We start from the raw sequence: 24,941 nt of genomic DNA on the forward strand, positions 1-24,941 counted from the left end.
TTGTGATTGATAGCATTGGTTTAATCTCCCTTGTGCTTTAGAATAGCGGCAACTTTTTATTTAGTCTCTTTTCAGGAGCCCTGCAATGCACCATTCCGAAGAATTATATAATGAAGCCCAACAGCTGATCCCTGGCGGTGTTAACTCCCCTGTTCGCGCCTTTAATGGTGTGGGAGGTACTCCGTTATTTATCGAACGCGCTGATGGCGCTTACATTTATGATGTCGATGGCAAAGCTTACATTGACTATGTGGGTTCTTGGGGTCCAATGGTACTGGGTCACAACCATCCGGCTATCCGCGATGCGGTGATTAAAGCCGTCAATAAAGGCTTAAGCTTTGGTGCGCCAACGGCTGCTGAAGTGGAAATGGCAAAACTGGTGTGTGAGTTAGTGCCATCTATCGATATGATCCGTATGGTTAACTCCGGCACTGAAGCCACCATGAGCGCGATCCGCCTTGCTCGTGGTTATACAGGTCGCGATAAAATTATTAAGTTCGAAGGTTGCTACCACGGTCACGCTGACTGCCTATTAGTGAAAGCAGGTTCCGGTGCACTGACCATGGGTGAGCCTAACTCTCCGGGCGTACCTGAAGATTTCGTTAAGCATACATTAACTTGCACATACAACGATTTAGCCTCTGTACGCCAAGCTTTCGAAAACTACCCTGAAGAAGTGGCATGTGTGATTGTTGAACCTGTCGCGGGCAATATGAACTGCGTTCCACCAACCGCAGAATTCCTGCCGGGTCTGCGTGCATTATGTGATGAATTCAATGCACTGCTGATCATCGATGAAGTGATGACTGGCTTCCGTGTTGCACTCGGTGGCGCTCAAGATCACTACAACGTACAACCGGATTTAACCTGTTTAGGTAAAATCATCGGTGGCGGTATGCCAGTGGGTGCTTTTGGTGGTCGCTATGAAGTGATGGAAAAATTAGCGCCTATCGGCCCGGTTTACCAAGCAGGCACACTTTCTGGTAACCCTGTCGCGATGGCGGCTGGCTTAGCCTGCTTAAATGAAGTCTCTCAACCGGGAGTTCATGCACGCTTAACAGAACTGACCGATAAGCTGGCTCGTGGCTTAGCCCGTGTTTCTAAAGAACAAGGCGTGCCAATGGTAATCAACCATGTGGGCGGGATGTTTGGTCTGTTCTTCACTGACGCTGAGTCTGTAACTTGCTACCAAGACGTGATGAAATGCGACGTGACTCGCTTTAAGAAATTCTTCCACTACATGTTAGAAGAAGGCGTTTACTTAGCACCATCTGCATTCGAAGCGGGCTTTATGTCTGTCGCTCATAGCGATGAAGATATCCAGCGCACCATCGATGCCGCGGAAATTGCACTGGCAAAAATCAAAGCCGAATAATCCCCGCAATAATCCGCTCAAAAAAATAGGCGCCATCTACATAAGACGGCGCCTATTTTTTTATCTATTTTTTGGTCTTTTTTCGTTTTCAATCAAACAAATTATTCTCCTAAATCCCGTGCGCTGTAGCTAGGCGGCAAGTGAGCTAAGCCCTAGGAGCATACACAAGTATGTGACTAGGGTTAGCGACCGCAGCCAACAACGCTACGGCGTGCGGGATGACGGAGAATCGCCAAACATATCCTTCACCCAGTCAGGAGCTGCTCCATCTTCTTGCGGCGCCTCACCATTCCCATTCAAATTCCACGCCGGATCTTGCGATGCTGATCCTTGGCATAGGCTTTGCGGATCTTCTGTCCAGACTGGCAACATTCTGCCGCCACCTAAATCAGAGCAGCTAAATTGGCCATCCATCATGACGCGCATGTCGGTTATCCCTTCTGGCGCTCGGTTGATAAGTGTCAGTGGCGTTTGGTTATCTAAATAGCGCTGATAAACACGTAATGCCCCTGTTGAGCCTGTTAACTGTGTTGGTCCGTTGTTATCGCGACCGACCCAGACAATAGCCACTTCCTTACCGTCGATACCCGCGTACCAGCTATCACGCAGATCGTTGGTGGTACCCGTTTTACCCGCCAGATTGTATTTACCATATTTATTCAGTAATACGCGCCCAGTCCCTTGCTGTACCACTTGCTGCATACCAAACAGCGTTAAATAAGCGGCTTGAGATGGTACGGCACGCTCTGCGGATGGGTAACTTTGATACAGCTCTTTGCCATCACCATCAATCACTGAACGTAATGCAGATAATTTTGCACGATTACCTTCGCCACCAATGGTTTGGTACACTTGCGCCACTTCAGCTGGCGTTAAGTTCACCGCACCTAACAACATCGCAGGCACTTTTTCCATCGCACTTTCTGGTGCGCCCAGGCGGATAAACGTATTCATCACTTGGTCGAGACCAATTTCCATCCCTAAGTTTACGGTTGGAATATTTTGTGATTTCGCTAATGCATCCACCAGCATCATACGGCCATTGAAGTTACGGCTATAGTTTCGTGGACTCCAGCTTTGATTACCGACTTTGATAGTCAGTGGTTCATCGGATAGCCACGTATTTAAACGGAAGCGGTCTGGCTCACTTAATGCCGTTAAATAAACCGGTGGTTTTGCTAAAGAACCAATGCTACGACGGGCATTCAACGCTCGGTTAAAGCCTGAGAATTTTGGATCAGAGCCGCCGACCATTGCACGCACTTCGCCGTTAATACGGTCAACCACCACCATGGCACCTTCGATATCATCCAATTTACGTGCTTTACGTAAATCAGCCACGCCGAACTCGACTGCATTTTCCGCCGCCGTTTGCGCCACAGGATCTAAGGTCGTAAAGATTTTCGCACCAGAGAGATCTTTAACTTTATCCCCAAGCTTCTCACTTAGCTCTTGTCGCACCATCTGCATAAACGCGGGTTGAGATGCGACTAACCCTTCTTTGTTTTTCACACCGAGTGGTCGAGCGCTCAGAACTTGGTACATCTCATTGTCGATAACACCGCGGGTTTCGAGGATTTTAAGCACAATGTTACGGCGTTTAATCGCATTTTGTGGCTTAGTCCACGGGTTAAAGGTCGATGCACCTTGCACCATTCCCACCAGCAATGCTTGTTGGTCAAAGCTTAACTCATTAATTGGTCGGCCAAAGTAATACAAACTCGCCAGCGGGAAGCCGCGAATTTCGTCATTACCATTTTGCCCTAAATAGACCTCATTCAAATACAGCTCAAGAATGCGTTCTTTGCTGTAGTTGTAGTCTAAAATCAATGCCATAAAGGCTTCGTTAGCTTTACGTTTCAGGGTTCTTTCGTTGGTTAAAAATAGGTTTTTCACCAACTGCTGCGTTAAGGTACTTCCCCCCTGCACGGAGCGACCCGCGGTGACGTTCGCCACCACCGCACGACCGATAGAATATAAGCTAACACCATCATGCTCATAAAAGTTTCTATCTTCCGTTTCGAGGAGGATTTTCACCAAGGATTCAGGAAAATCCGCCATTGGCAGCACTAAACGCTGTTCATTATTCGCAGATTGCATCATGGTGATCAGTTTCGGATCTAAACGGAAGAAACCGAACGAGCGCCCATTTTCAATATTTTCAATCTTGCTCAGCATGCCATTTTCAAACACCAGACGCGCGAGGACTTGCCCCTCTTTTTGGTCTGGGAAATTAAATGGGCGACGCAAAATTTCAATGGTATTGCCTTTCACCACAAACTCACCGGATGTGGTGATTTTGCTGACTTTACGGTACTGCATCCCTTCAAGCAGGTTGGTCATTTCAGCTTGGCTGTAATCCATACCCGGCTCAAGGTTTACCATGCGTCCGTATACCGCCGCAGGCAAGTCCCACACCTTACCATCAAGGCGCTCTTTAATTTGTTGGTTTAGATAAAAACCGTAAGCCGCCAGTATCACTGCGAGTACCAGCATTAATTTAACTAGCAGCCAGAACCAGCGCCATTTACTCTTGCGAGGTTTGTTCTTTTTTGAGCCTTTTTTGGTCATTTGCTCTTCTTCATCGTCTTCATCATCAAGATATTCATCATCAATATCTTCGTCATCATACAGATCTTCATCATAATCATCGCGGCGTCTACGGCGGCGTGAAGAGGAGGATTGTTTCTCGGCAGCGCGTCTTTTGCGTCTGCCAATGGGTTCAAAATCTTTACCGGACATGGTCGCTCCATATCTCCTATACCTAAATAGGCATTAAAATCTAACTATGTATGCGCAAACATAACGACATGTGCGTAAGCACAATTACAGATGCGTAAATGTAACATAAGGCTAATTTTGGCTCATAATTCAAGGAATTTCACGGAAGAAAGCTCCTAATTACACTTCCTTACGCTGCCTATTGGACGCCATTGCCTAATTTACAGCCCGTTATTAGAGCACAAAATTAGGTTATTTCGCACTCATCATCGCTTTTTTTGTTTGTCGTGTTGGTTCAGCATTCGCAGGGTCATCTGGCCAAGGATGTTTTGGATAACGCCCTTTCATCTCTTTTTGTACCTCTTTATAGCTCCCTTGCCAAAATGCACCGAGATCTTGAGTTATCTGAATAGGGCGCCTTGCCGGTGAAAGCAATGATAATATTAATGTCACTTTGCCATTTGCCACCGTTGGATTGGCTTTTTCACCAAACACTTCTTGCAGGCGAACTTCAACCACCGGAGGCTTGTCTAGCGCGTAGTGAATACTTACCTCGCTCCCAGAAGGGGCAACATAGGTCATAGGGAAAGTGCTGTCGAGCCATTGGCGTTGCTGCCAATCCAATCGATTCAATAATAAATTCATTAAATCAATTTCTTGTAGCTTTTTCTTGCTTGTCACGCCATTAAGATAGGGGGCTAGCCATTCATCAAGCGTCTCGAGTAAAGTCTCATCATCCATTGCAGGCAATGGCGAGTCAGGAAAATAACGCGCCGCTAATTCACAACGAATGCGCAACTGTAGGGTATTTTCTTGCCAGTTTAACTGTTGCAAACCATTTTGCTGAAGCCAGTAAACCAGCGCTTTTTTAATCTCTTCCGGTTCTGGATTAGTCAGTCGTTGAGATTTCACGACTAGCTGCCCACATTGCAAGCGCTTCCATGCCAGCAAGCTTCCTCGCTGCTCATCCCATTCAACTGTCTCTTGAGTGCTAAAAAGATGCGGGCAATCCTGTTGAAGCTTTTCAATTTCAATAGGATATGCCAAGGAGATACGCGCATCTGCCGAGGTTTCTGACTGCCATAATGCCGCTACCATCAGCCATGTATTGCCCATTAGTGGGTCATTATCATTCAGTGTGGCCCCTAACCCGCTGGCTAATTGATAACGGGTTTGGTTGTCTCTGGATTTCGCAATATAGCCAGGAAACCCTGCGGCAAGTAAGGTTGGTAACCACTCACTAATCAACCCAGAAGTTTTCCCTAAAGAATGGGTAACTTTCTCACAACTTAAGATAGAGGCGCGTTTGCACCAATTTTCCGTCGGGCGTTCTAAATAGGTATGTAGGTCTATCACTCCGCCACGGGGTGGCTCTTCAATAATTGCCGTTAATAATGCAGCCAGTTGAATAACGGATTTATTTTGAGTTTGTTGCGCGTGATACAGCATGGCAGCAGTACGCACTGACGTTCCCGTTCCCGCCATTTTATTGCCCATCGACGTGAGTTTCCCTTGGGCATCGGTGACACCCAATTTGAATAACAGGGTTTTCGCTGCCGATAATGCCGCCTCAGGGGGAACATCTAACCATTGGAGTTGGGAAATATCGTGACAGCCCCATTGAAGGAGCGCTAACCATAATCCACTTAAATCACTATTATTGATTTCTGCTTCACTAAATTGTGCTGCACGTTCAGCTTGTTCGGCGCTCATTAGGTGCCAGCATACACCCGCTTCTAAACGCCCTGCTCGCCCCGCACGTTGAGTCATTGAAGCTTGGCTAATGCGTTTTTTAATGAGCTTTGTAAGCCCACTTCGCGGGTTAAATTGCCCTACGCGCTCAAAACCGCTATCCACCACTAAACGGATCCCCTCGATGGTGAGACTGGTTTCCGCAATGTTGGTCGCCAGCACAACCTTACGTTTTCCTTCGGGGGCAGGCAGAATCGCGTGTTGCTGGGCTTGAATTGATAGCGCGCCATACATTGGGCACAACATCACATCGTCAGTCACTAACCCTTCTAACTCGCTTTTCGTCCGCTCAATTTCGCCTACACCCGGTAAAAAGAGTAACAAAGAGCCAGTTTGTTGCTGCATCAGCTGCCAAACCGCGCTCGCGACTTCTTGATGAAACGGTTTGTTCGGATTGATAGGCTTATATTCCCGTTGAACAGGGAATGCCCGCCCTTGTGAACTGATCACTGGCGCATCCGGAAATAACTGGCTAAGCCCTTGATCATCCAGCGTAGCGGACATTAGTAGAATTTTTAAGTCGTCCCGCAGTGCTTGCTGAGAATCCAACAACAGCGCTAACCCTAAATCGGCCTGCAAATTACGCTCATGAAATTCATCCAAAATGACCAATCCGACACCTTCAAGCATCGGGTCATTTTGTAATTGGCGAGTGAGAACCCCTTCCGTCACGACTTCCAAACGCGTTTTTGCACTCACTTTGCTTTCTGAGCGCATACGTAAACCAATGCTTTCCCCTACCAACTCCCCTAACTGCTGCGCCAAGCGAGCGGCGACTGAACGCGCTGCAATACGCCGCGGCTCTAACATAATAATTCGCCCGTCTATCTGCCCACTTTTGAGGATTTCTAGCGGCAATACCGTTGATTTTCCAGCCCCTGTCGGTGCATGCAACAGAACTTGAGAGGATTTCGCTAAAGCAGCGAGTAAGTCATCGCTTACTTCTAAGATAGGGAACACTAAGGGGTAACTCCATGAGGTTTAACTTTCTATGAGAAGCATTGTAGCATTAACAAATTGTCGCATTAACGAATATGACGCATTAATACTGTCTATTAACTAACCCCATCTATAGCATGGTGCTATGTTATGTCACGAACAACGCGGTAAACGGAGAATACATGGAATTTATCCCCCCTTTAAAATCAGCCATCTTAATTAAACGCTATAAACGTTTTTTAGCGGATATCGTCACCCCCGAGGGTGAGGAAATGACAATACACTGCGCAAACACAGGGGCGATGACAGGCTGTGCAACGCCTGGGGATACCGTGTGGTACTCCACCTCGGATAACCCAAAACGAAAATATCCGTACAGTTGGGAGTTAACACAGACCAAAAATGACCATCTAATTTGTATTAATACGCTGCGAGCGAATCAATTAGTGGCAGAAGCGTTGGCAAAAAAGCATATTCCAGAATTATCTGACTACAGTATAGTGACCCCTGAAGTGAAGTATGGCAGTGAAAACAGTCGGATTGATTTTTTACTCACTCAAGAGGGCTTAGCTGATTGTTTTATTGAAGTAAAATCAGTGACTTTGCTGGAAAACAACCATGGCTATTTCCCTGATGCTCAGACAATCCGAGGACAAAAACACCTTAGAGAGTTGACTTTGATTGCGAAAGAAGGAAAACGCGCCATACTTATGTTTGTAATTTTACATAGCGGTATCCACGTAGTATCCGCGGCTGCACATATTGATCCTAAATATGCAGCGTTGTTAGAACAGGCTATAGCCAATGGCGTCGAAGTTCTGTGTTATCAAGTGGATATATCTAAACAAAAAATGCAAATAGGGACATCAATTCGCTTCACCCCGACTAAGTCATTTTAGATTAGTCGATATTTAAACAAGGTCATCGAGTTAGGAGTGCTAGTGAAGGGAAGAAACACGCTTGTCCTCACAGCATTACAAAACTCATCACATGAACGATTGCCAAGACGGCTGTCTTCTGATATTTATAGCGACCTTAAATTTTCCCCCTTGGGGTTTTTGTAAAATTTGCGTGTGTAGGAGAAGCATTATGCAAGAAGGGCAAAAACGTAAGACATCGTCCTTAAGCATTCTCGCCATTGCCGGGGTTGAGCCCTATCATGAGAAGGCTGGCGAAGAGTACATGAACGAAGCCCAATTGGCGCATTTTAAGCTCATTCTCGAAGCATGGCGCAATCAACTCAGAGATGAAGTGGACCGGACTGTTACTCATATGCAAGATGAGGCAGCTAACTTTCCAGACCCCGTTGATAGAGCCGCTCAGGAAGAGGAATTCAGCCTCGAATTACGTAACCGCGACCGCGAACGTAAATTGATCAAGAAGATCGAAAAGACGCTGAAGAAAGTTGAAGATGAAGATTTTGGCTACTGCGAATCTTGTGGTGTGGAAATTGGCATCCGTCGTTTGGAAGCGCGTCCAACAGCAGATTTGTGCATCGACTGTAAAACATTAGCAGAGATCCGCGAAAAGCAGATGGCTGGCTAATTGTTGTTTTGGGAGTCCTCAACGGCGCATTAACCCTGCGCCGTTATAAGGATTCGCACCCTCAAAAATGTTTAAATTCCCCTTTTCCTCATCTTTATTTCTCTCATTTTCTCTACATTTGTTATCGTTTGCGTCTCGCGCAAAAAGCTACAATTTGTATAATATTCACTGGTTTAATTGATATAAAAAATAATTAGCCATGACTTTTATTCGTTTAACCATTCTCAAAGAAACTTCAGTGAGCTATGATTAGCCGCTTATTTTGTTTAATGAATCTATGTAATGACATCGAGGTGTACTATTTTTAACCGAGTAGCAAATTTCTGCCGCAATATTTTATCTCGCAATGAACCAGCATCGTCCGCAGAACAGGACTCGATGCCAAAGCGTGGTGCGCGAGACACACAGGCAGCCGGTGAAAGGCCAGTCACTCCTTCTGCATCAGAGAAAAAATCTGAGAGGAAAACTCGGCATGAGCAGAATACTAGACATGACCAGAATACGAGACAAACAAAGAAAGCGGTTCGTCCCTCTAAACGTTCCGATGCTCAAACACAGAAGCGAACATCCGTGACGAAACAAGAATCGATTACCGTTATTCCACGCGCTCAACACATAATCTCGCGTGATGACATTAGTGAAAATGCACTGAAAGTATTGTACCGCCTTAATAAAAATGGCTATGAAGCCTATTTAGTTGGCGGTGGTGTACGTGATTTATTATTAGGCCAAAAGCCAAAAGATTTCGATATCACCACCAATGCAACCCCAGAACAAATTCGCAAGCTATTTCGTAATTGCCGACTGGTTGGTCGCCGATTCCGCCTTGCGCACATTATGTTTGGCCCAGAAATTATTGAAGTCGCCACCTTCCGCGGTCACCACGACCAAGAAGTCGATGATAAAAACCTGTCATCTCAAGCGCAAAATGGCATGCTGCTTCGCGACAATATTTTCGGTTCCATTGAAGAAGATGCTATCCGCCGTGACTTTACTGTCAATAGCCTGTATTACAACATTGATGATTTCTCCGTACGCGATTACGTCAATGGATTACAAGACTTAAAAGATGGCGTTATTCGTTTGATTGGCGACCCAGAAACTCGCTACCGTGAAGATCCAGTTCGTATGATCCGCGCCGTGCGTTTCGCCTGTAAGCTGAATATGCGTATCGAGCCAAATACCGCAGAGCCAATTCATCGCTTAGCTCCATTGCTGCGTGAAATTCCTTCTGCACGACTGTTTGAAGAGTCATTAAAATTACTTCAAGCAGGTTATGGTTACGCCACCTATAAAATGCTGAATCAGTATCATCTGTTTGAACAACTGTTCCCAGTGATTGCGAGCCGCTTCACTGAGAATGGTGACTCACCAATGGAAAAAGTCATTGAACAGGTGTTAAAAAACACCGACTTCAGACTAAAAAATGATAAGCGCGTCAACCCTGCATTTTTATTTGCAGCCATGTTATGGTATCCCGTCACTGAGCACGCAGAGAAACTATCACAGGAAGGCGGTCTTGCTTACTATGATGCCTTTGCGCTGGCAATGAACGATGTACTGGATGAACAGTGCCGCTCTATTGCAATACCAAAACGTATTACGACCACCATGCGTGATATCTGGATGTTGCAATTACGCTTACCACGTCGCCAAGGGCGTCGTGCGAATAAATTGATGGAGCACCCTAAATTCCGTGCTGCCTTTGATTTATTAGAGCTTCGAGCCAATGTAGAACACCGTAATGAGCTACAAGAACTCGCTTTATGGTGGAATGACTTCCAACAAGCTAATGCACAGAAACAGCGTGAAATGATCTCGGAACTCGGTAGTGCCCCAACTCGCCGCCGCCAGCGTCCGCATCGTTCATCACAATCCGGTAATAGAAAACCGAATAAATCATAATGGTTCAATCGCAGCGGCTTAAACGGTCGTTGCGATCACCATAGAGAGATTAAGATAGAGAGATAAAGAGATGGAGCAAGTGTACATTGCCATTGGCAGCAACTTAGGCGAGCCACTGAAGCAAGCACAACAAGCGATTGCCGCATTAGATGCGATTCCAAGCACTCGCGTTGTGAGCACTTCCTCTATTTATCGAACTAAACCCCTCGGCCCACAGGATCAACCTGATTATCTCAATCTGGCAGTTTTGCTGGAAACTGAACTCGAACCTGAAGAATTACTCAATTACACCCAGAAAATTGAATTAGATTTAGGCCGCGTTCGTAAAGATGAGCGCTGGGGGCCGAGAACATTAGATCTCGATATCATGTTGTTTGGCAATCGAGTGATCCACACCGAGCGCTTAACTGTTCCACATTATGGGCTAAAAGAGCGTGAGTTTATGCTTTATCCGCTCAGTGACATTACCCCTTCCCTGATTTTTCCTGATGGTGAAAAACTGTCAGAAAGACTTACACACGTCCCTCTAAATGGCCTAATGCTTTGGGAATAAATTCCTAATGTGTTTAACCTCGTTCAGGTATGGTCATAAGAGAAATCATTTCCGGAGGTTATTTTAATGAAACCCATTTCTCTCGCCGATTTGTGTCAATATAAAAAAGAGAAACACAAATTCGCTACCATTACAGCCTACGATGCCAGTTTTGCTCAACTGTTTGCTGAGCAAGGTATCCAAGTGATGCTGGTTGGTGACTCTTTAGGTATGACTATCCAAGGCGAAACCAGCACCCTACCAGTGACCATCGAGCAAATCGCCTATCACACTCGCTGCGTACGTAAAGGCGCCCCTAACACATTCATCATCGCCGACATGCCTTTTATGAGTTATGCCACACCGGAGCAAGCCTGTGCCAATGCCGCTATTTTGATGCAAGCTGGCGCGAATATGGTGAAAATCGAAGGTGGCAGCTGGCTATGTGAAACCGTCAAAATGCTGTGTGAACGCTCCGTACCGGTCTGCGGCCATTTAGGCTTAACCCCACAAGCGGTGAATGTCCTTGGGGGCTATAAAGTCCAAGGTCGTGATGAAGTTACCGCCAATCAGCTTATCAAAGATGCGATTGCCCTCGAGAATGCAGGTATTCAGCTGCTGGTTCTTGAGTGTGTACCAACATCCCTTGCGAACCAAGTGACTGAAGAATTACTGTTGCCAGTCATTGGTATTGGTGCGGGTAATGGCACTGACGGGCAAATTCTGGTGATGCACGATGCGTTAGGGATCACCGCCAAACCACCGAAGTTTGCCAAAAACTTTCTGGCTGAAGCGGGCAATATTCACGATGCAATTCGCCTCTATATTCAAGAAGTTGAGCAAGAAATTTACCCGAGTGACGCTCACTCATTTTCGTAATTCTATATAAAATATAACGATAAGGATGGGAAGTATGCGGATCGTTGAAACATCGCCAATCTTGCGCCGTGAAATTCGTCGCTGGAAACAAGAAGGCAAACGTATTGCGTTTGTCCCAACGATGGGCAATTTACATGATGGGCACCTGACACTGATTGACCAAGCTAAACAGCAAGCCGACATTGTTATTGCCAGCATTTTTGTCAATCCAATGCAGTTTGACCGTCAATCCGATTTAGCCAATTACCCTCGTACCTTGCAGGAAGATTGCGAAAAACTGAAACGTAAAAGTGTTGATTTAGTTTTCGCACCGTCTGCCGCCGAGTTTTATCCTGAAGGTATGGACAACCAAAGTTACGTTGAAGTACCTGAAATTTCCACCATGCTAGAAGGCGCTAGCCGTCCAGGGCATTTCCGTGGCGTTGCAACAGTGCTGACCAAGCTATTTAATCTCGTGCAGCCTGATATTGCATTATTTGGTGAAAAAGATTATCAGCAGCTTCAGTTAGTACGTAAATTGGTAACTGACCTTTCTTTCGATATTCAGGTTGTCGGTGTCCCTATCGTTCGCGCTAAGAATGGCCTGGCTCTGAGTTCACGCAATAATAATTTGTCTGCCGATGAGCTAAAAATCGCCCCTCAGCTGTTTGCGATTATGCAAAAAGCAGGTGAGAAGCTCACGAACTCTCCCGCGGCAGCAACCAGTTTAATTGGTGAAATGGAAGAGTCTTTGCGCCAAGCAGGATTTACCCCTGACGAGCTCTTTATTCGCGATGCCGATAACCTCGGCGAACTGACGGTTTCCAGCCGCCGCGCTGTGATTTTAATGGCCGCATGGTTAGGTCAAACCCGTTTAATCGACAATCTGCAAGTCGAGTTACCGCTCGATATCGCTTAAAAACAAAATACTTTAGATTCAAGTCACCTAATATTTATTCAAACTCATTGCTGTCACAGTTAGGCGGCAAGTAAACGCAACCCTAGGAGCATACATAAGTATGTGACTAGGGCAAGAGCGCGCAGCCAACAACGCTGTGGCATACAATGAGGAAGAATAAATGTGACTAGGTAAGAGCACATAGCTAACAACGCTGTGGCTTGAATACGGAAGAATAACCTGAGATTTATTCAAACCCATTCATGTCACAGCTAGGCGGCAAGTAAACGCGACCCTAGGAGCATACATAAGTATGTGACTAGGGCAAGAGCACGCAGCCAACAACGCTGTGGCTTGAATACGGAAGAATAACCTGAGATTTATTCAAACCCATTCATGTCACAGCTAGGCGGCAAGTAAACGCGACCCTAGGAGCATACATAAGTATGTGACTAGGGCAAGAGCACGCAGCCAACAACGCTGTGGCTTGAATACGGAAGAATAACCTGAGATTTATTCAAACCCATTCATGTCACAGCTAGGCGGCAAGTAAACGCGACCCTAGGAGCATACATAAGTATGTGACTAGGGCAAGAGCACGCAGCCAACAACGCTGTGGCTTGAATACGGAAGAATAACCTGAGATTTATTCAAACCCATTCATGTCACAGCTAGGCGGCAAGTAAACGCGACCCTAGGAGCATACATAAGTATGTGACTAGGGCAAGAGCACGCAGCCAACAACGCTGTGGCTTGAATACGGAAGAATAACCTGAGATTTATTCAAACCCATTCATGTCACAGCTAGGCGGCAAGTAAACGCGACCCTAGGAGCATACATAAGTATGTGACTAGGGCAAGAGCACGCAGCCAACAACGCTGTGGCTTGAATGAGGAAGAATAAATGCAAAGAAAAATGCTACTAGGCAAACTCCACCGCGCTACGGTCACTCAAGCTGATCTTCACTATGAAGGCTCTTGCGCCATCGATCAGGATTTCTTGGATGCTGTCGGCATTTTAGAATACGAAGCTATCGATATTTATAATGTGGATAATGGCGAACGTTTTTCAACCTATGCGATTGCAGGGGAACGCGGTTCTAAAATTATCTCTGTGAATGGTGCTGCGGCACGTCGCGCTGCGGTTGGCGATAAGCTGATTATTTGCACTTACGGTATGTTACCTGATGAAGAGGCCCGCCAGCATCAACCCAAAGTGGCTTACTTTGATGCGAACAACACAATGAGCCGCATTGCTAAAGCCGTGCCTGTTCAAGTGGCTTAATTTAATATAGAAATGCCCCTCTTAGGGGCATTTAAAGTGACACATAAAGAGGGATAAACGCGTGATTTTCCTTCTTTATATATTAGGCGAAAAGTCCTATTTCACCCTCAACTCAACCTATTTGCTAGGTTAACTTCTTAATCCGCGACCTTGTTCAATTAAATACCATGTCAAAGCATAGAAGATAATTAAAAACACCATTAATACGCTCAAAGTCACGACGATAGACACATCTGCAATGCCTAAAAAGCCATATCTAAAGCCACTGATCATATACACAATCGGGTTGAGCTTAGAAACTGCCTGCCAGAATGGCGGCAGTAAAGATAGCGAATAGAACACCCCACCCAGATAGGTCAGTGGCGTTAAAACGAAGGTTGGAACAATGCTGATGTCATCGAAGGTTTTGGCAAAAATCGCATTTAACAGACCCGCAAGGGAGAACACAATCGCCGTTAATAACAGCGTGATCACCACCATTGACCATGAATGAACCTGCAATGGGATAAAAAACAGAGATACAATAGTCACCAAGAATCCGACTAAAATCCCACGTGCAACCCCACCGCCAACAAAACCGGCAATAATCACGTGAGTCGGTACGGGAGCAACTAATAGCTCTTCAATATTTTTCTGGAATTTAGACCCAAAGAATGACGAACAGACGTTGGAGTATGAGTTAGTGATCACCGCCATCATGATAAGGCCAGGGACGATAAACTGCATGTAGTCTACACCGCCCATATCGCCAATCCGTGAACCAATTAAGTTTCCGAAAATCACAAAATAGAGCGACATAGTGATTACAGGTGGCAGCAATGTTTGCACCCAGATACGGCCAAAGCGAGTGACCTCTTTGATCCAAATCGTTTTTAGGGCAACCCAATATAGCGAGATCATTGCGCACCTTCCTGCTCTGAAACTTGGTTATCTTTTTTCACTAAGCTGACAAACAGCTCTTCAAGGCGGTTAGCCTTATTGCGCATACTCAAAATTTGAATTCCTTGGTCACTTAACTGACTGAATACGCCATTGAGCCCTTGCTCACGCTTCACATCCACTTCGAGAGTTGACGTATCCACTAAGCGAGATTCATACCCCGTTAGACTTGGAATTGGGCTTTTTGGCATTAAATCGAAAATAAAGGTTTCTGACTCTAGCTGGCTTAAAAGCTGCTTCATGCTGGTATTTTCCACCAGCTCACCATGCTGAATGATCCCGATATTACGGCACAGCATTTCCGCTTCTTCCAGATAGTGAGTGGTCAAAATAATGGTAGTGCCCTGTGCATTCAGCTTTTTCAGGAACGTCCACATAGAACGACGCAGTTCAATATCAACACCGGCAGTCGGCTCATCGAGGATCAACAGTTTTGGCTGATGCATCAAGGCACGAGCTATCATCAGGCGGCGTTTCATCCCACCGGATAAATTACGCGCACGCTCATTACGTTTCTCCCACAAATCTAATTGAGTAAGATATTGCTCTGCACGTTGGTTTGCCACATGACGAGGAACACCATAATAACCCGCTTGGTTTAAAACAATCTGTAAGACCGTTTCAAACGGGTTAAAGTTGAACTCTTGAGGCACTAACCCAAGTTGCTGTTTAGCCAGGACAACTTGCTTATCTAAGTCATAGCCAAACACTTTTACCGAGCCACTGGTTTTGTTGACCAATGAGCTAATAATGCCTATCGTTGTTGATTTTCCTGCACCATTCGGTCCAAGTAAGGCATAGAAATCACCATCTTCCACGCTTAAATCAATGCCACGCAAGGCTTTCACGCCACCTGCATAGGTTTTGGTCAGCTGCGATAGTTCGAGTGCGTAAGTCATATATTAAAAATACCTTTATTCTTGGGGCTGTTTGGAGGCAATATAGATTAATGATGCCACTTTTTCCTGTCGGATGTTATGCAGAAAAGTGATAATAATTTAACAATATATTATTCAACATCCCCCTTAATGAGGGTTGTCATGTATAAATGAGTGGTTCATCATAGATGTGAAATTAGTATAACTAATTATTATTTAATCAATAAATGCTGTATAAGATTTTATCGCAAAGTCACACAACTAGGCTATAAGTCATGATGAGAAAAATTGAAGAGCTGTTTGCTAATAATGAAGCATGGTCAGCGTCTGTAAAAGAAAAAGATCCTGAATTCTTTAAAGAATTATCAAAAGCTCAAAAACCAAGATTTCTATGGATCGGCTGTTCAGACAGTCGAGTGCCTGCCGAAAAGCTGATCAACGCAGCCCCTGGGGATCTCTTCGTTCACCGTAATGTGGCGAACTTAGTTATTCATACGGACTTAAACTGTTTATCAGTTATTCAGTATGCGGTTGATGTTCTGGAAGTCGAACACATTATTATCTGTGGTCACTATGGATGTGGTGGTATTGAAGCAGCGGTGGATAACACCGAATTGGGCCTGATCAATAACTGGTTATTACACATTCGAGATATCTGGTATCGCCATAGCTCTATGTTAGGTGAACTAAAACCGTGCGAACGCTTAGATCGTCTTTGCGAATTAAACGTGGTTGAGCAAGTGTATAACTTAGGTCACTCCACTATCATGCAATCCGCATGGAAACGTGGTCAGAAAATCATGATCCACGGCTGGGTTTACGGTATCAATAATGGTCGCTTACACGACTTACACATTACCTCAGATAGCCGCGAGAAGTTAGAGTTAGGTTATCGTGAGGCTATTTCTAAGCTCACACAGAAAAAATAATTTTTCGAAAACGAGATAGTATTCGAAAATAAGATAGCAAAAGAGCAGCCTAGGCTGCTCTTTTTATTGCTAAGAATACAGTTTAAAAAACTTACTCTTCCAGCAGGGTGACATGCCCAATGTACGGCAGGTGGCGATACTGCTGCGCGTAGTCGATACCATAACCGACAACGAATTTATCTTCGATTGAATAACCAATCCACTCAACCGGTACATCCACTTCACGACGAGATGGCTTATCCAACAGAGTACAAATTGCTACAGATGCAGGCTCACGCAGGCCAAAAATCTCACGGACTTTATTTAACGTGTTGCCTGAGTCAATGATATCTTCCACGATCAGCACATGCTTACCGCGAATATCTTCATCTAAGTCTTTCACGATTTTCACATCACGGCTTGATGTCATTGCATTGCCGTAGCTTGATACGGTCATGAAATCAACTTCATGAGGTACGGTGATTTTACGGCACAGATCCGCCATAAAAATGAAGGAGCCTTTTAACAGACCAACCAGCACTAAATCACCTTGTTTGTCTTGGTAATGAGCACTAATGCTGTCTGCTAATTCACTGATTCTTTGAGCAATCTCTTCTTCAGAGATCATTACATCCAGAGTATGTTTCATCATCTATTACGCATGTATGGGAAAGGAAAGCGCGTAATTTTAACATAAGCCACACAAAGACGCGACGACAAAACAAATGGCAGTGACCACATCGCCACTGCCAGTTTCGATGACCCTAGCCTACGGTAAAGCCCATCATCATGCCAGTATCTTCATGCTCCAGTAGGTGACAATGTGCCATATAAGGGTGCTGTGGCGTCGCAGTATGTTTAAATTCCACTAAGACTTCGCTCACTTGGCCTTCCACTTTCACAATATCTTTCCAACCTTGGCGATGCGGTTCAACTGGGCGACCATTTTCTTTGAGGATCCTAAAACGCGTTCCGTGAACATGGAATGGGTGCAACATCATATCGCCACGCCCTGAAATCACCCAAATCTCTTGCTGATTTAGCGGCGCATTAAACGCAGGATGGGTCATTGAGAAAACCTGTCCATTGATGGTGTTCGCATTATGAATATCCAGATCACCCGTGCCCATACCGCAATGACCGCCATTACTTTGCGTACCGGCTGCCATATTACCATGACCCATATTGCTGTTATTCATATTGCCATGGTTCATGTTTCCACTCCCCATATTGCCACCATTCATATTGGAATGATCCATATTCCCCATCATACCACCATGACCCCCCATGTTCCCCATAGCCTGCGGACCATATTTTTCGCGCAGCATCATCATGCCTTGCATATCCAAGCGCATATCCATCATCAAATGGAATTTACGGCGATTTAGCCCCGTCAGTGAAGGAATGGCAGCAATCGTTGCTAATTGCTCAGGTAATTTTCCAGCTCCCGCACTTAAAGTAGTTTCAATGCGTAAAACAGGCAGTGGCTGATCAAATGGCGCGATGGTCATTCCCATTTGCCCAACAGGTAAAGTGACAAGGTCGAAGGAACGACCATCTGAGGCATCAATCAATACTTCAAAGCGCTCGCCCATTAAAATTGGCAATTCAGTTAATGCGATAGGTTCAGCCAGCAATCCACCATCACTGCCCACCACATACATTTTTCGTCCATCACTGGTCGATACGTTCAAACTACGTGCGTTACAACCGTTTAATAACCGCAGGCGGATCCAACCTTTCGGTGCGACATGTTTAGGATAAACCGCTCCATTCGTCAGCATCATATCCCCAAACCAGCCCACGGCAGCACTCATGACGTCTAATTGATAATCAATTTGTCCGTCATCTTTTAAGCGCTTATCTTGCAGAATAACGGGAATATCATCGACGCCCCACTCGCTCGGTAAGCCATGTTTTTGGCTATCTTCATCTTTAACAAGCACTAATCCCGCTAACCCCATCGCCACTTGGTAACCCGTTTTTCCGTGAGTATGAGGATGGAACCAGCAAGTGGCTTCAGGTTGGTTGAGGGTGAAATTGACTTTACGGCTAGCTCCGGGAGCGATAATTGCTTGAGGCCCACCATCTTGCTCACCGGAAATTTCCAGACCATGCCAGTGTACGGTTGTCTCTTCAGGTAATTGGTTGGTGATATTAATGTTTACTGACTGCCCATTTTTCAGGCTAAGTGCGGGTCCCAATAAATCACCATTATATCCCCACGTTGTGGTTTTCTTGCCCGGCACAAACTGTGAAATACCTTGCTTGATGGCGATTTGAATATTCCCTTGTGCATCCGGTTCTACAAGTGGTGGAATAGCCAATGAGGGATAATTCCCGGCAGCGACGGCCATGCGGCTCCAAACTGGCAGTGCGCTCGCGGCATAAGCGATAGCACTCAGCTTCAGAAAATCACGACGTAACATAGATAACCTTCCTTTTATTTATCAAAATCAACAATCAGTGAGCACGGTATGACAAGTCTGAAATTGCCCTTGCCAAGCAAAACGTGGTTTAATGATTGGGATGATAAAGCTTCCCCTTACAGGAAGGTCAATAAACCCATGCATCTAATATGGGTTTATTACATAGATTTAAGAAAGTTAGAATTGACTAACGAATCTATACACAAAATAATCTAAAGTACTTAGTATCTATAGAGCACATCGTAGCCATAAAGAAATCAGGCAAATTGATGTAATGCGAGTATGTTCTTATGCTAATGTTACTTGACATAAAAACCAGATGAATATCGAATGCAAAAATTTATATTGATGTCATGCTTAATGATGCTTTTGGGGCTAACCAATACCGCCAAAGCACTCTCTACCAATGAAGCTGAAGACCTCGCTGATCTGACCGCTGTATTTATTTATTTAAAATATGATTGCGGCTATTCCCAAATTCCTGACAGAGAAATTGAACGCGCCATTGTTTACTTTGCGAAAAGTAATAAGTGGGATTTGGGAAACTACAACTCCGATAAAATGAGTAAGCTGAATAAAGAAAGCTACGATGATTTAAAAGGCATTCCACTGACTCAAGAGTTTAAATGCCAATCTTTGGCGAGAGACTCTTTAGGGCTATTTGCTTACGTAAAATAAGCCTAAAATCCCAGCGGAAACATGTCGATGCCCCTTATAATCCACATCGATACATGTTTCCATCTTATCCCTCTTTCTTCCCTTTTCGCTCCTGCCAAAACAGAACTACTGATGGAATCGTTTGGATAATCACCATCCGAATAATATGGTTCGACATGACAAAGCCCGCATCTAAATTCATCGTTATTGCTGCGAAAGTCATCGCTTCCATACTTCCCGGTGCCCAAGCCAACAATAACACCGCAATATCATACCCCGTGATCCACGCAGCAAACACCGTGATCAAAAAGGTCAAAATAATATTGATGATCACCACTTGGGCTGAAGAGTAGATATTTTTTATCAGCGCGGATAGCGGGAATACAATGAAATGATTTCCGATATTCATCCCAATTAACACCATGCTCAGCTCAGTCAGCATCAATGGGAAATCGAGCTGAACATCAATCCAACCTTGAATTAACGTTGCCGCCCCGAGGGACGTTAACATAAAAGGCGCCGGTACTCGCAGGCGTTGCAAAAACATCCCGACCACCACTCCCACCGTCACTATCACCAATAACCAGAACGTGGATTCTAGGGTTAACGCTGGCCATTCAATTAGTGGCTGAGGATCGCCTTCACTCCCCACCACCAAACCTGCCAATAAAATAAGGATAATCAAACGTATAGTATGTGAGATGACAATTTTTTGCGGCGGAGTATGGGTGTGATCCGTTAAGGCAAGGATAGCGGCCATTGCTCCCGGTACCGAGCCCAACATCGCTTCCTGTTTTGTCCACCCGACCTTGCGGTGAAACCAGAAAAAGCTAAATGAAAACTGCACGGCCAAACAGACCACCAGCATCAATAACAGTAATAATAAGTTATCTGCATCCTTCAGCGACACTTGATTAAACATCAACCCCACAGAGGTTCCGAGCGTCACTTGAACAAAAGTAATGGTATGTTTAGGGATAGGAAATGAGAAGCCAAAACGATGGAAAATTATAATGGCGATAATAGGGCCAAACATCAACGCTAAGGGAATGCCGATATAAGTGAGTGCACCGCCAACAATGGCACAAAGAATGATCCCAACACTCATTTTTATCAGCTTTATCATCGGACAGTAACCATTGATATAATTAATTATGAGATTAAGTTATATCACAATCATTCAAGCTCATGAGGCTAAGAATGCTGAAATGAGTGTCGTGCCTGTTTTTCGTGAAGGTTTGACCGATAATCCTACGAGGTGCATAAAATCCCCCTATAGACAGGAGGATATTAGGTGAATTTGAGAGGGGTTAATGTCTATGGTTTTTCAATCTGCTGCTTATCCGCAGTCGCTTGATTAATAATCGCTTTTGCCATCCATTGTGCGATTTCAGTGACCTGATCGTTATCCAATTTCCAGATATCTTTTAATACCAAGAAAATTTCCGATCCGTAGATCACGGAAAATGCTTTAATCACTTTATCAATGACTTCATCCGGAAACTCAGATTTCATCGGTGATGTTACCATCGCCAAAATATCTTTACGATTACCACGCTCTAATCGTTTCTCTTCGGGTTCCGGTGAAGGTGATGAACGCCCAAGCGCCCACTGTTGAAGTGATGTTTGTAACGCTGCACGCAAAACCCCTTCGTGAGCAAACATACGTGGAAATGCATAACGTAACAGCTCATCGATCCGCTCTTCTGTTTTTTCGCTTTGCGGTTTCCACGTCAAAATAGGGCCGAGGCTAACATTCACTGTCGCGGCAATCAGATCACTTTGCGTTGGAAAATAACGATACGCAGTCGCACGCGAAACGCCCGCTTCCATCGCTAACTCAGACACTGACGGCATTGCCCCTTTTTCAAATAGATCAACTGCCGTTGACACGAGTAAATTATAGGTACGTTTGCGCGTTCCTTTGTAGTCTGGCATGAGATGGCTCAGTGGCATGTCTTTATCCTTAAAATCGCCTTTCTATGAGTGTAGACAATATCTTTCACAGTACATATTTTCCGATAAGCATTCTTAATCGTCTGACGAGTATATTGTGTGCTCGCTCTCAAAATTACGCTATAAATACAGCACGGTAAATCATTATATTTAAATATTCATGGACAAAAACCATTAATCTGGTTTAACTATTTTATGATAACCATTCTATTTATAATGTTTAATCAATAAGATACAAATCATCTTCTATACATCAAAGCAGATAACGCCAAAAAATGAGACTGCAGTCTCATTATTGACTTATCGTAAATGATACTATAGTCTCATTGAGATGGAAAATTCAACATACCCTACACATATTAAGTAACCAAACAAAGTTACATAAAAAACAAAGGATTTTTCTATGCCAAAGCATCAGGGTTTTATTTATGTCGCAAGCACCCTAGACACCAAAAGCGCTGAACTTTTTTATGTCAGTGACTTAATTAAAAATGCAGGGCTTGCTGTACGTACCGTTGATTTGAGTACTCAGCCATCATTATTAGAAAAAAATGCTGATGTCACCGCTGAAATGGTTGCCAGTTTCCACCCTCAAGGTGCTGGCGCCATTTTCTGCGGAGATCGCGGGAAAGCGATAGAAGCGATGGCGCAAGCCTTCAGCCTCTATCTTGCTGCACAAACTGACGTCGCCGCAATACTTGGGCTAGGCGGCTCAGGGGGTACGGCACTGATTACACCAGCAATGCAAATTTTACCTGTCGGTGTGCCAAAACTTATGGTCTCCACCATGGCCTCGGGCGATATTTCCGGGTATATCGGCGCGAGTGATATCGCCATGATGTACTCCGTCACGGATGTTTCTGGACTCAATGTCATTTCACGTAAAGTCCTGAAAAATGCAGCCAACCAAATTGCTGGCGCTGTCTGGTTTGATAACGGTGAAGCCGATACCGCTGAAAATAAACCCGCCATTGCCTTGACCATGTTTGGCGTCACCACCCCTTGCGTCCAGCAATTGACAGCAAAATTAGAACATGACCATGATTGCCTAGTATTCCATGCAACGGGAAGTGGCGGCAAAGCCATGGAAAAATTGATTGATAGCCGCTTATTAGATTCCGTTTTGGATATCACCACCACGGAAGTGTGCGACTACCTATTTGGTGGCGTATTGGCTTGCGATGAAGACCGCTTTGGTGCCATCGCGCGAACTCAAACACCTTGCGTATTATCTTGCGGTGCGTTGGATATGGTGAACTTTGGTCGCCCTTCCACCGTGCCAGAACAGTATAAAGACAGACAGTTTTATCACCATAATGCCCAAGTCACACTGATGAGAACAACCGTAGAAGAAAACCGTCAAATGGGACATTGGATAGCAGAAAAGCTGAATGCTTGTGAGGGCGAAATTCGCTTTATTATCCCAACAGCCGGTTTTTCCGCATTAGACATCGACGGCGCACCATTTTGGGATCCGCAGGCAGACCAAGCCTTTATCGACGCATTAACACAGCACTTAGTCACAACAGAAAAACGACAATTAATATTAAGCCCGCATCACATTAATTCCCCTGAATTCTGTGAGCAGGTTATTGAATTACACCAGGAAATAGTAAACAAGTAGAGGTTCATCAATGAAACATAACCGCGAAGACTTACTGAAAAATTTCAGAGAGATGATTGCTCGTGGAGAACCCATCATTGGCGGTGGCGCAGGTACTGGTCTGTCCGCTAAATGTGAAGAAGCCGGTGGCATCGACTTAATCGTTATTTATAATTCAGGTCGTTACCGTATGGCAGGTCGTGGCTCTCTCGCCGGTCTGCTAGCTTATGGTAATGCCAACGAAATCGTGATGGATATGGCGAAAGAAGTTCTCCCTGTCGTGAAGCACACCCCTGTGCTTGCTGGGGTTAACGGTACCGATCCATTCTGTCAGTTCGATAAATTCCTTGATGATATCAAGGCAACTGGCTTTGCTGGGGTGCAAAACTTCCCAACCGTAGGACTGATTGACGGTAACTTCCGCGCCAATTTAGAAGAAACAGGCATGGGTTACGGTTTAGAAGTCGATATGATCCGCATGGCGCATGAAAAAGGGTTATTAACCACGCCATACGTCTTTAGCCGTGAAGATGCCATTGCAATGGCACAGGCGGGTGCGGATATTATTGTGCCACACATGGGCCTGACCACTGGCGGCAACATCGGCGCGGAAACCGCTGTCACACTGGCGGATTGCGTTGAACTTATCAATGATTGGGCGAAAGCCGCAAAATCTGTACGTGATGATGTGATTATTCTGTGCCACGGTGGCCCTATCGCCACGCCGGAAGATGCAGAATATATTTTAGCGCACTGCCCAGATTGCCACGGCTTCTACGGTGCAAGTTCCATGGAACGTTTACCGACAGAAGTGGCATTAAAAGAGACCACACAGCAATTTAAATCAATAACTCGCTAGTTTTCATTCTGTATTTTTTGTTTTACTTTATTTTTGCCAACACCAGGACGCCTACTTCGGTAGGCGTTTTTCTTTCTATTTATTATTCAACTTATTGGCTATCCAACCTATTGACCGTCCATATCGGCCATTTGGGCTTTTTTCTTTTTGCGTAAACTCAGTAGCCCAAATAACGCAGGCAAGACAACAGGCAACGAAAAATAGAGCACGCCAAACGCAAACGCCACATGCGGCTTTTCAGGAAACTCCCCACCCGTACCGATAGAGTCTAAATAATGAATCGATTCCAGATACGCTGGCGTTAACCCACCATACGGCACCATCCACGATAACAACAGCGCAGTAAAGATACTGAACATAAAGTTCATTGCCATTAAAGCGGAATAACCCATATTTTCTTGGCGCTCTTGGTCGGTTCGACTAGTTAATCCAAACAGCATCCTGTTGACCACTGTCGCACTGTAGAGATATAAAATGACGGGAGAATCTCCCAGCACTGACATATTAATGGCCAGCGCAAAAAGACCATAAAACAAGGCAAATCCTAATATCACAAAAAAATTCTTAAATACCGACATAAATACGCCGGAGTGCACTAGGATAAACTCGAATATAAGGATCAACGTGAGGTTATAAATAATCTCGACACTGTAATTTTCAGGGAAAAACCAAACCGAAATAATAAAACCCACATAGAATATTGAAAATCCATAATTGATCATTTTCGAAAAAGCACGAACGACGCTAAATGAATTATGGGTCTCTTTAACGCTTTTGACCGCTTTCTTCTTAGGGAAAAAACTCGCTGATGAGGATTGGCGCCCTCTATTTTTATTCGTAACCGGTTTCTTTTCCTTGGGTGTTTCCATTCTATTTCTCCGTTGACACTCTTCTATGCTGGT

General features: G+C 44.9%; 21 protein-coding genes. 12 read left to right on the plus strand and 9 right to left on the minus strand.

The window, feature by feature from the left end; translation table 11 throughout:
- Positions 1-85 precede the first annotated feature (85 nt).
- Entirely contained in the window at positions 86-1,375 is a 1,290-nt protein-coding gene (gene hemL / locus QS795_RS13145) for a glutamate-1-semialdehyde 2,1-aminomutase (RefSeq protein WP_154602416.1), read from the plus strand.
- A gap of 204 nt (positions 1,376-1,579) precedes the next feature.
- Here the strand turns inward: hemL and mrcB are convergent, their stop codons facing one another.
- Both mrcB and hrpB read right to left on the minus strand, forming a co-directional pair.
- Positions 1,580-4,117, minus strand: coding sequence for a bifunctional glycosyl transferase/transpeptidase (gene mrcB / locus QS795_RS13150; protein ID WP_286272793.1), 2,538 nt, complete (start codon positions 4,115-4,117; stop codon positions 1,580-1,582).
- 231 nt (positions 4,118-4,348) lie between these two features.
- Entirely contained in the window at positions 4,349-6,808 is a 2,460-nt protein-coding gene (gene hrpB, locus QS795_RS13155; protein ID WP_286272795.1) for an ATP-dependent helicase HrpB, read from the minus strand.
- A 161-nt stretch (positions 6,809-6,969) separates the two neighbouring features.
- Between hrpB and sfsA the strand changes: the two genes are divergently transcribed.
- The 7 genes from sfsA (at position 6,970) to panD (ending at position 13,810) form a co-directional block, all read left to right on the plus strand.
- Positions 6,970-7,686, plus strand: a complete 717-nt coding sequence (gene sfsA / locus QS795_RS13160) for a DNA/RNA nuclease SfsA (RefSeq protein WP_286272796.1) — start codon at positions 6,970-6,972, stop codon at positions 7,684-7,686.
- A 190-nt stretch (positions 7,687-7,876) separates the two neighbouring features.
- Positions 7,877-8,332, plus strand: a complete 456-nt coding sequence (gene dksA / locus QS795_RS13165) for an RNA polymerase-binding protein DksA (protein WP_006659320.1) — start codon at positions 7,877-7,879, stop codon at positions 8,330-8,332.
- 378 nt (positions 8,333-8,710) lie between these two features.
- The gene (pcnB, locus tag QS795_RS13170) at positions 8,711-10,237 is read left to right on the plus strand and encodes a polynucleotide adenylyltransferase PcnB (RefSeq protein ID WP_220127909.1); all 1,527 of its coding nucleotides are present in this window, start codon (positions 8,711-8,713) and stop codon (positions 10,235-10,237) included.
- Positions 10,238-10,307: 70 nt separating this feature from the next.
- Positions 10,308-10,790, plus strand: coding sequence for a 2-amino-4-hydroxy-6-hydroxymethyldihydropteridine diphosphokinase (gene folK, locus QS795_RS13175; RefSeq protein WP_286272798.1), 483 nt, complete (start codon positions 10,308-10,310; stop codon positions 10,788-10,790).
- A 66-nt stretch (positions 10,791-10,856) separates the two neighbouring features.
- Positions 10,857-11,648: a 3-methyl-2-oxobutanoate hydroxymethyltransferase gene (panB, locus tag QS795_RS13180; RefSeq protein ID WP_154602411.1), complete on the plus strand. Its 792-nt coding sequence runs from the start codon at positions 10,857-10,859 to the stop codon at positions 11,646-11,648.
- Between the two features lie 34 nt (positions 11,649-11,682).
- Positions 11,683-12,546 (plus strand): pantoate--beta-alanine ligase, encoded by an 864-nt coding sequence (panC, locus tag QS795_RS13185; RefSeq protein ID WP_154602410.1) that lies wholly within the window; start codon positions 11,683-11,685, stop codon positions 12,544-12,546.
- 883 nt (positions 12,547-13,429) lie between these two features.
- Complete coding sequence (panD, locus tag QS795_RS13190) at positions 13,430-13,810, plus strand: aspartate 1-decarboxylase (protein WP_006659325.1); 381 nt, start codon at positions 13,430-13,432, stop codon at positions 13,808-13,810.
- Between the two features lie 129 nt (positions 13,811-13,939).
- Here the strand turns inward: panD and QS795_RS13195 are convergent, their stop codons facing one another.
- Both QS795_RS13195 and QS795_RS13200 read right to left on the minus strand, forming a co-directional pair.
- Entirely contained in the window at positions 13,940-14,710 is a 771-nt protein-coding gene (locus tag QS795_RS13195; RefSeq protein ID WP_108478347.1) for an ABC transporter permease, read from the minus strand.
- On the minus strand, positions 14,707-15,648 hold the full coding sequence (locus tag QS795_RS13200; RefSeq protein WP_154602409.1) for an ABC transporter ATP-binding protein: 942 nt from the start codon (positions 15,646-15,648) through the stop codon (positions 14,707-14,709). Before QS795_RS13200 ends, QS795_RS13195 begins: the two co-directional genes overlap by 4 nt.
- Before the next feature lie 254 nt (positions 15,649-15,902).
- Between QS795_RS13200 and can the strand changes: the two genes are divergently transcribed.
- Entirely contained in the window at positions 15,903-16,556 is a 654-nt protein-coding gene (can, locus tag QS795_RS13205; protein WP_036955599.1) for a carbonate dehydratase, read from the plus strand.
- Positions 16,557-16,647: 91 nt separating this feature from the next.
- On the opposite strand, the gene hpt is transcribed toward can, so the two are convergent.
- A complete protein-coding gene (hpt, locus tag QS795_RS13210) occupies positions 16,648-17,184 on the minus strand; it encodes a hypoxanthine phosphoribosyltransferase (protein ID WP_108478397.1) in 537 nt (178 codons plus the stop codon).
- 115 nt (positions 17,185-17,299) lie between these two features.
- Positions 17,300-18,964 (minus strand): multicopper oxidase CueO, encoded by a 1,665-nt coding sequence (gene cueO, locus QS795_RS13215; protein WP_286271947.1) that lies wholly within the window; start codon positions 18,962-18,964, stop codon positions 17,300-17,302.
- Positions 18,965-19,294: 330 nt separating this feature from the next.
- Between cueO and QS795_RS13220 the strand changes: the two genes are divergently transcribed.
- Positions 19,295-19,642 (plus strand): YacC family pilotin-like protein, encoded by a 348-nt coding sequence (locus QS795_RS13220; protein ID WP_036955602.1) that lies wholly within the window; start codon positions 19,295-19,297, stop codon positions 19,640-19,642.
- 64 nt (positions 19,643-19,706) lie between these two features.
- Here the strand turns inward: QS795_RS13220 and QS795_RS13225 are convergent, their stop codons facing one another.
- Entirely contained in the window at positions 19,707-20,747 is a 1,041-nt protein-coding gene (locus QS795_RS13225) for an AbrB family transcriptional regulator (RefSeq protein WP_286271950.1), read from the minus strand.
- A 191-nt stretch (positions 20,748-20,938) separates the two neighbouring features.
- On the minus strand, positions 20,939-21,577 hold the full coding sequence (locus QS795_RS13230) for a TetR/AcrR family transcriptional regulator (protein ID WP_154602406.1): 639 nt from the start codon (positions 21,575-21,577) through the stop codon (positions 20,939-20,941).
- Positions 21,578-21,980: 403 nt separating this feature from the next.
- Here QS795_RS13230 and QS795_RS13235 point away from each other — a divergent pair, with 403 nt between their 5' ends.
- Positions 21,981-23,201: a Tm-1-like ATP-binding domain-containing protein gene (locus QS795_RS13235; RefSeq protein WP_154602405.1), complete on the plus strand. Its 1,221-nt coding sequence runs from the start codon at positions 21,981-21,983 to the stop codon at positions 23,199-23,201.
- A gap of 10 nt (positions 23,202-23,211) precedes the next feature.
- Positions 23,212-24,039: a phosphoenolpyruvate hydrolase family protein gene (locus tag QS795_RS13240; RefSeq protein ID WP_036955608.1), complete on the plus strand. Its 828-nt coding sequence runs from the start codon at positions 23,212-23,214 to the stop codon at positions 24,037-24,039.
- A 107-nt stretch (positions 24,040-24,146) separates the two neighbouring features.
- Here QS795_RS13240 and QS795_RS13245 read toward each other — a convergent pair whose 3' ends face one another.
- Positions 24,147-24,908, minus strand: coding sequence for a hypothetical protein (locus QS795_RS13245; RefSeq protein WP_286271956.1), 762 nt, complete (start codon positions 24,906-24,908; stop codon positions 24,147-24,149).
- Between the last annotated feature and the right edge of the window lie 33 nt (positions 24,909-24,941).

Origin of the sequence: Providencia zhijiangensis (genome assembly GCF_030315915.2) — a bacterium.
Classification (GTDB): Bacteria; Pseudomonadota; Gammaproteobacteria; order Enterobacterales; family Enterobacteriaceae; genus Providencia; species Providencia zhijiangensis.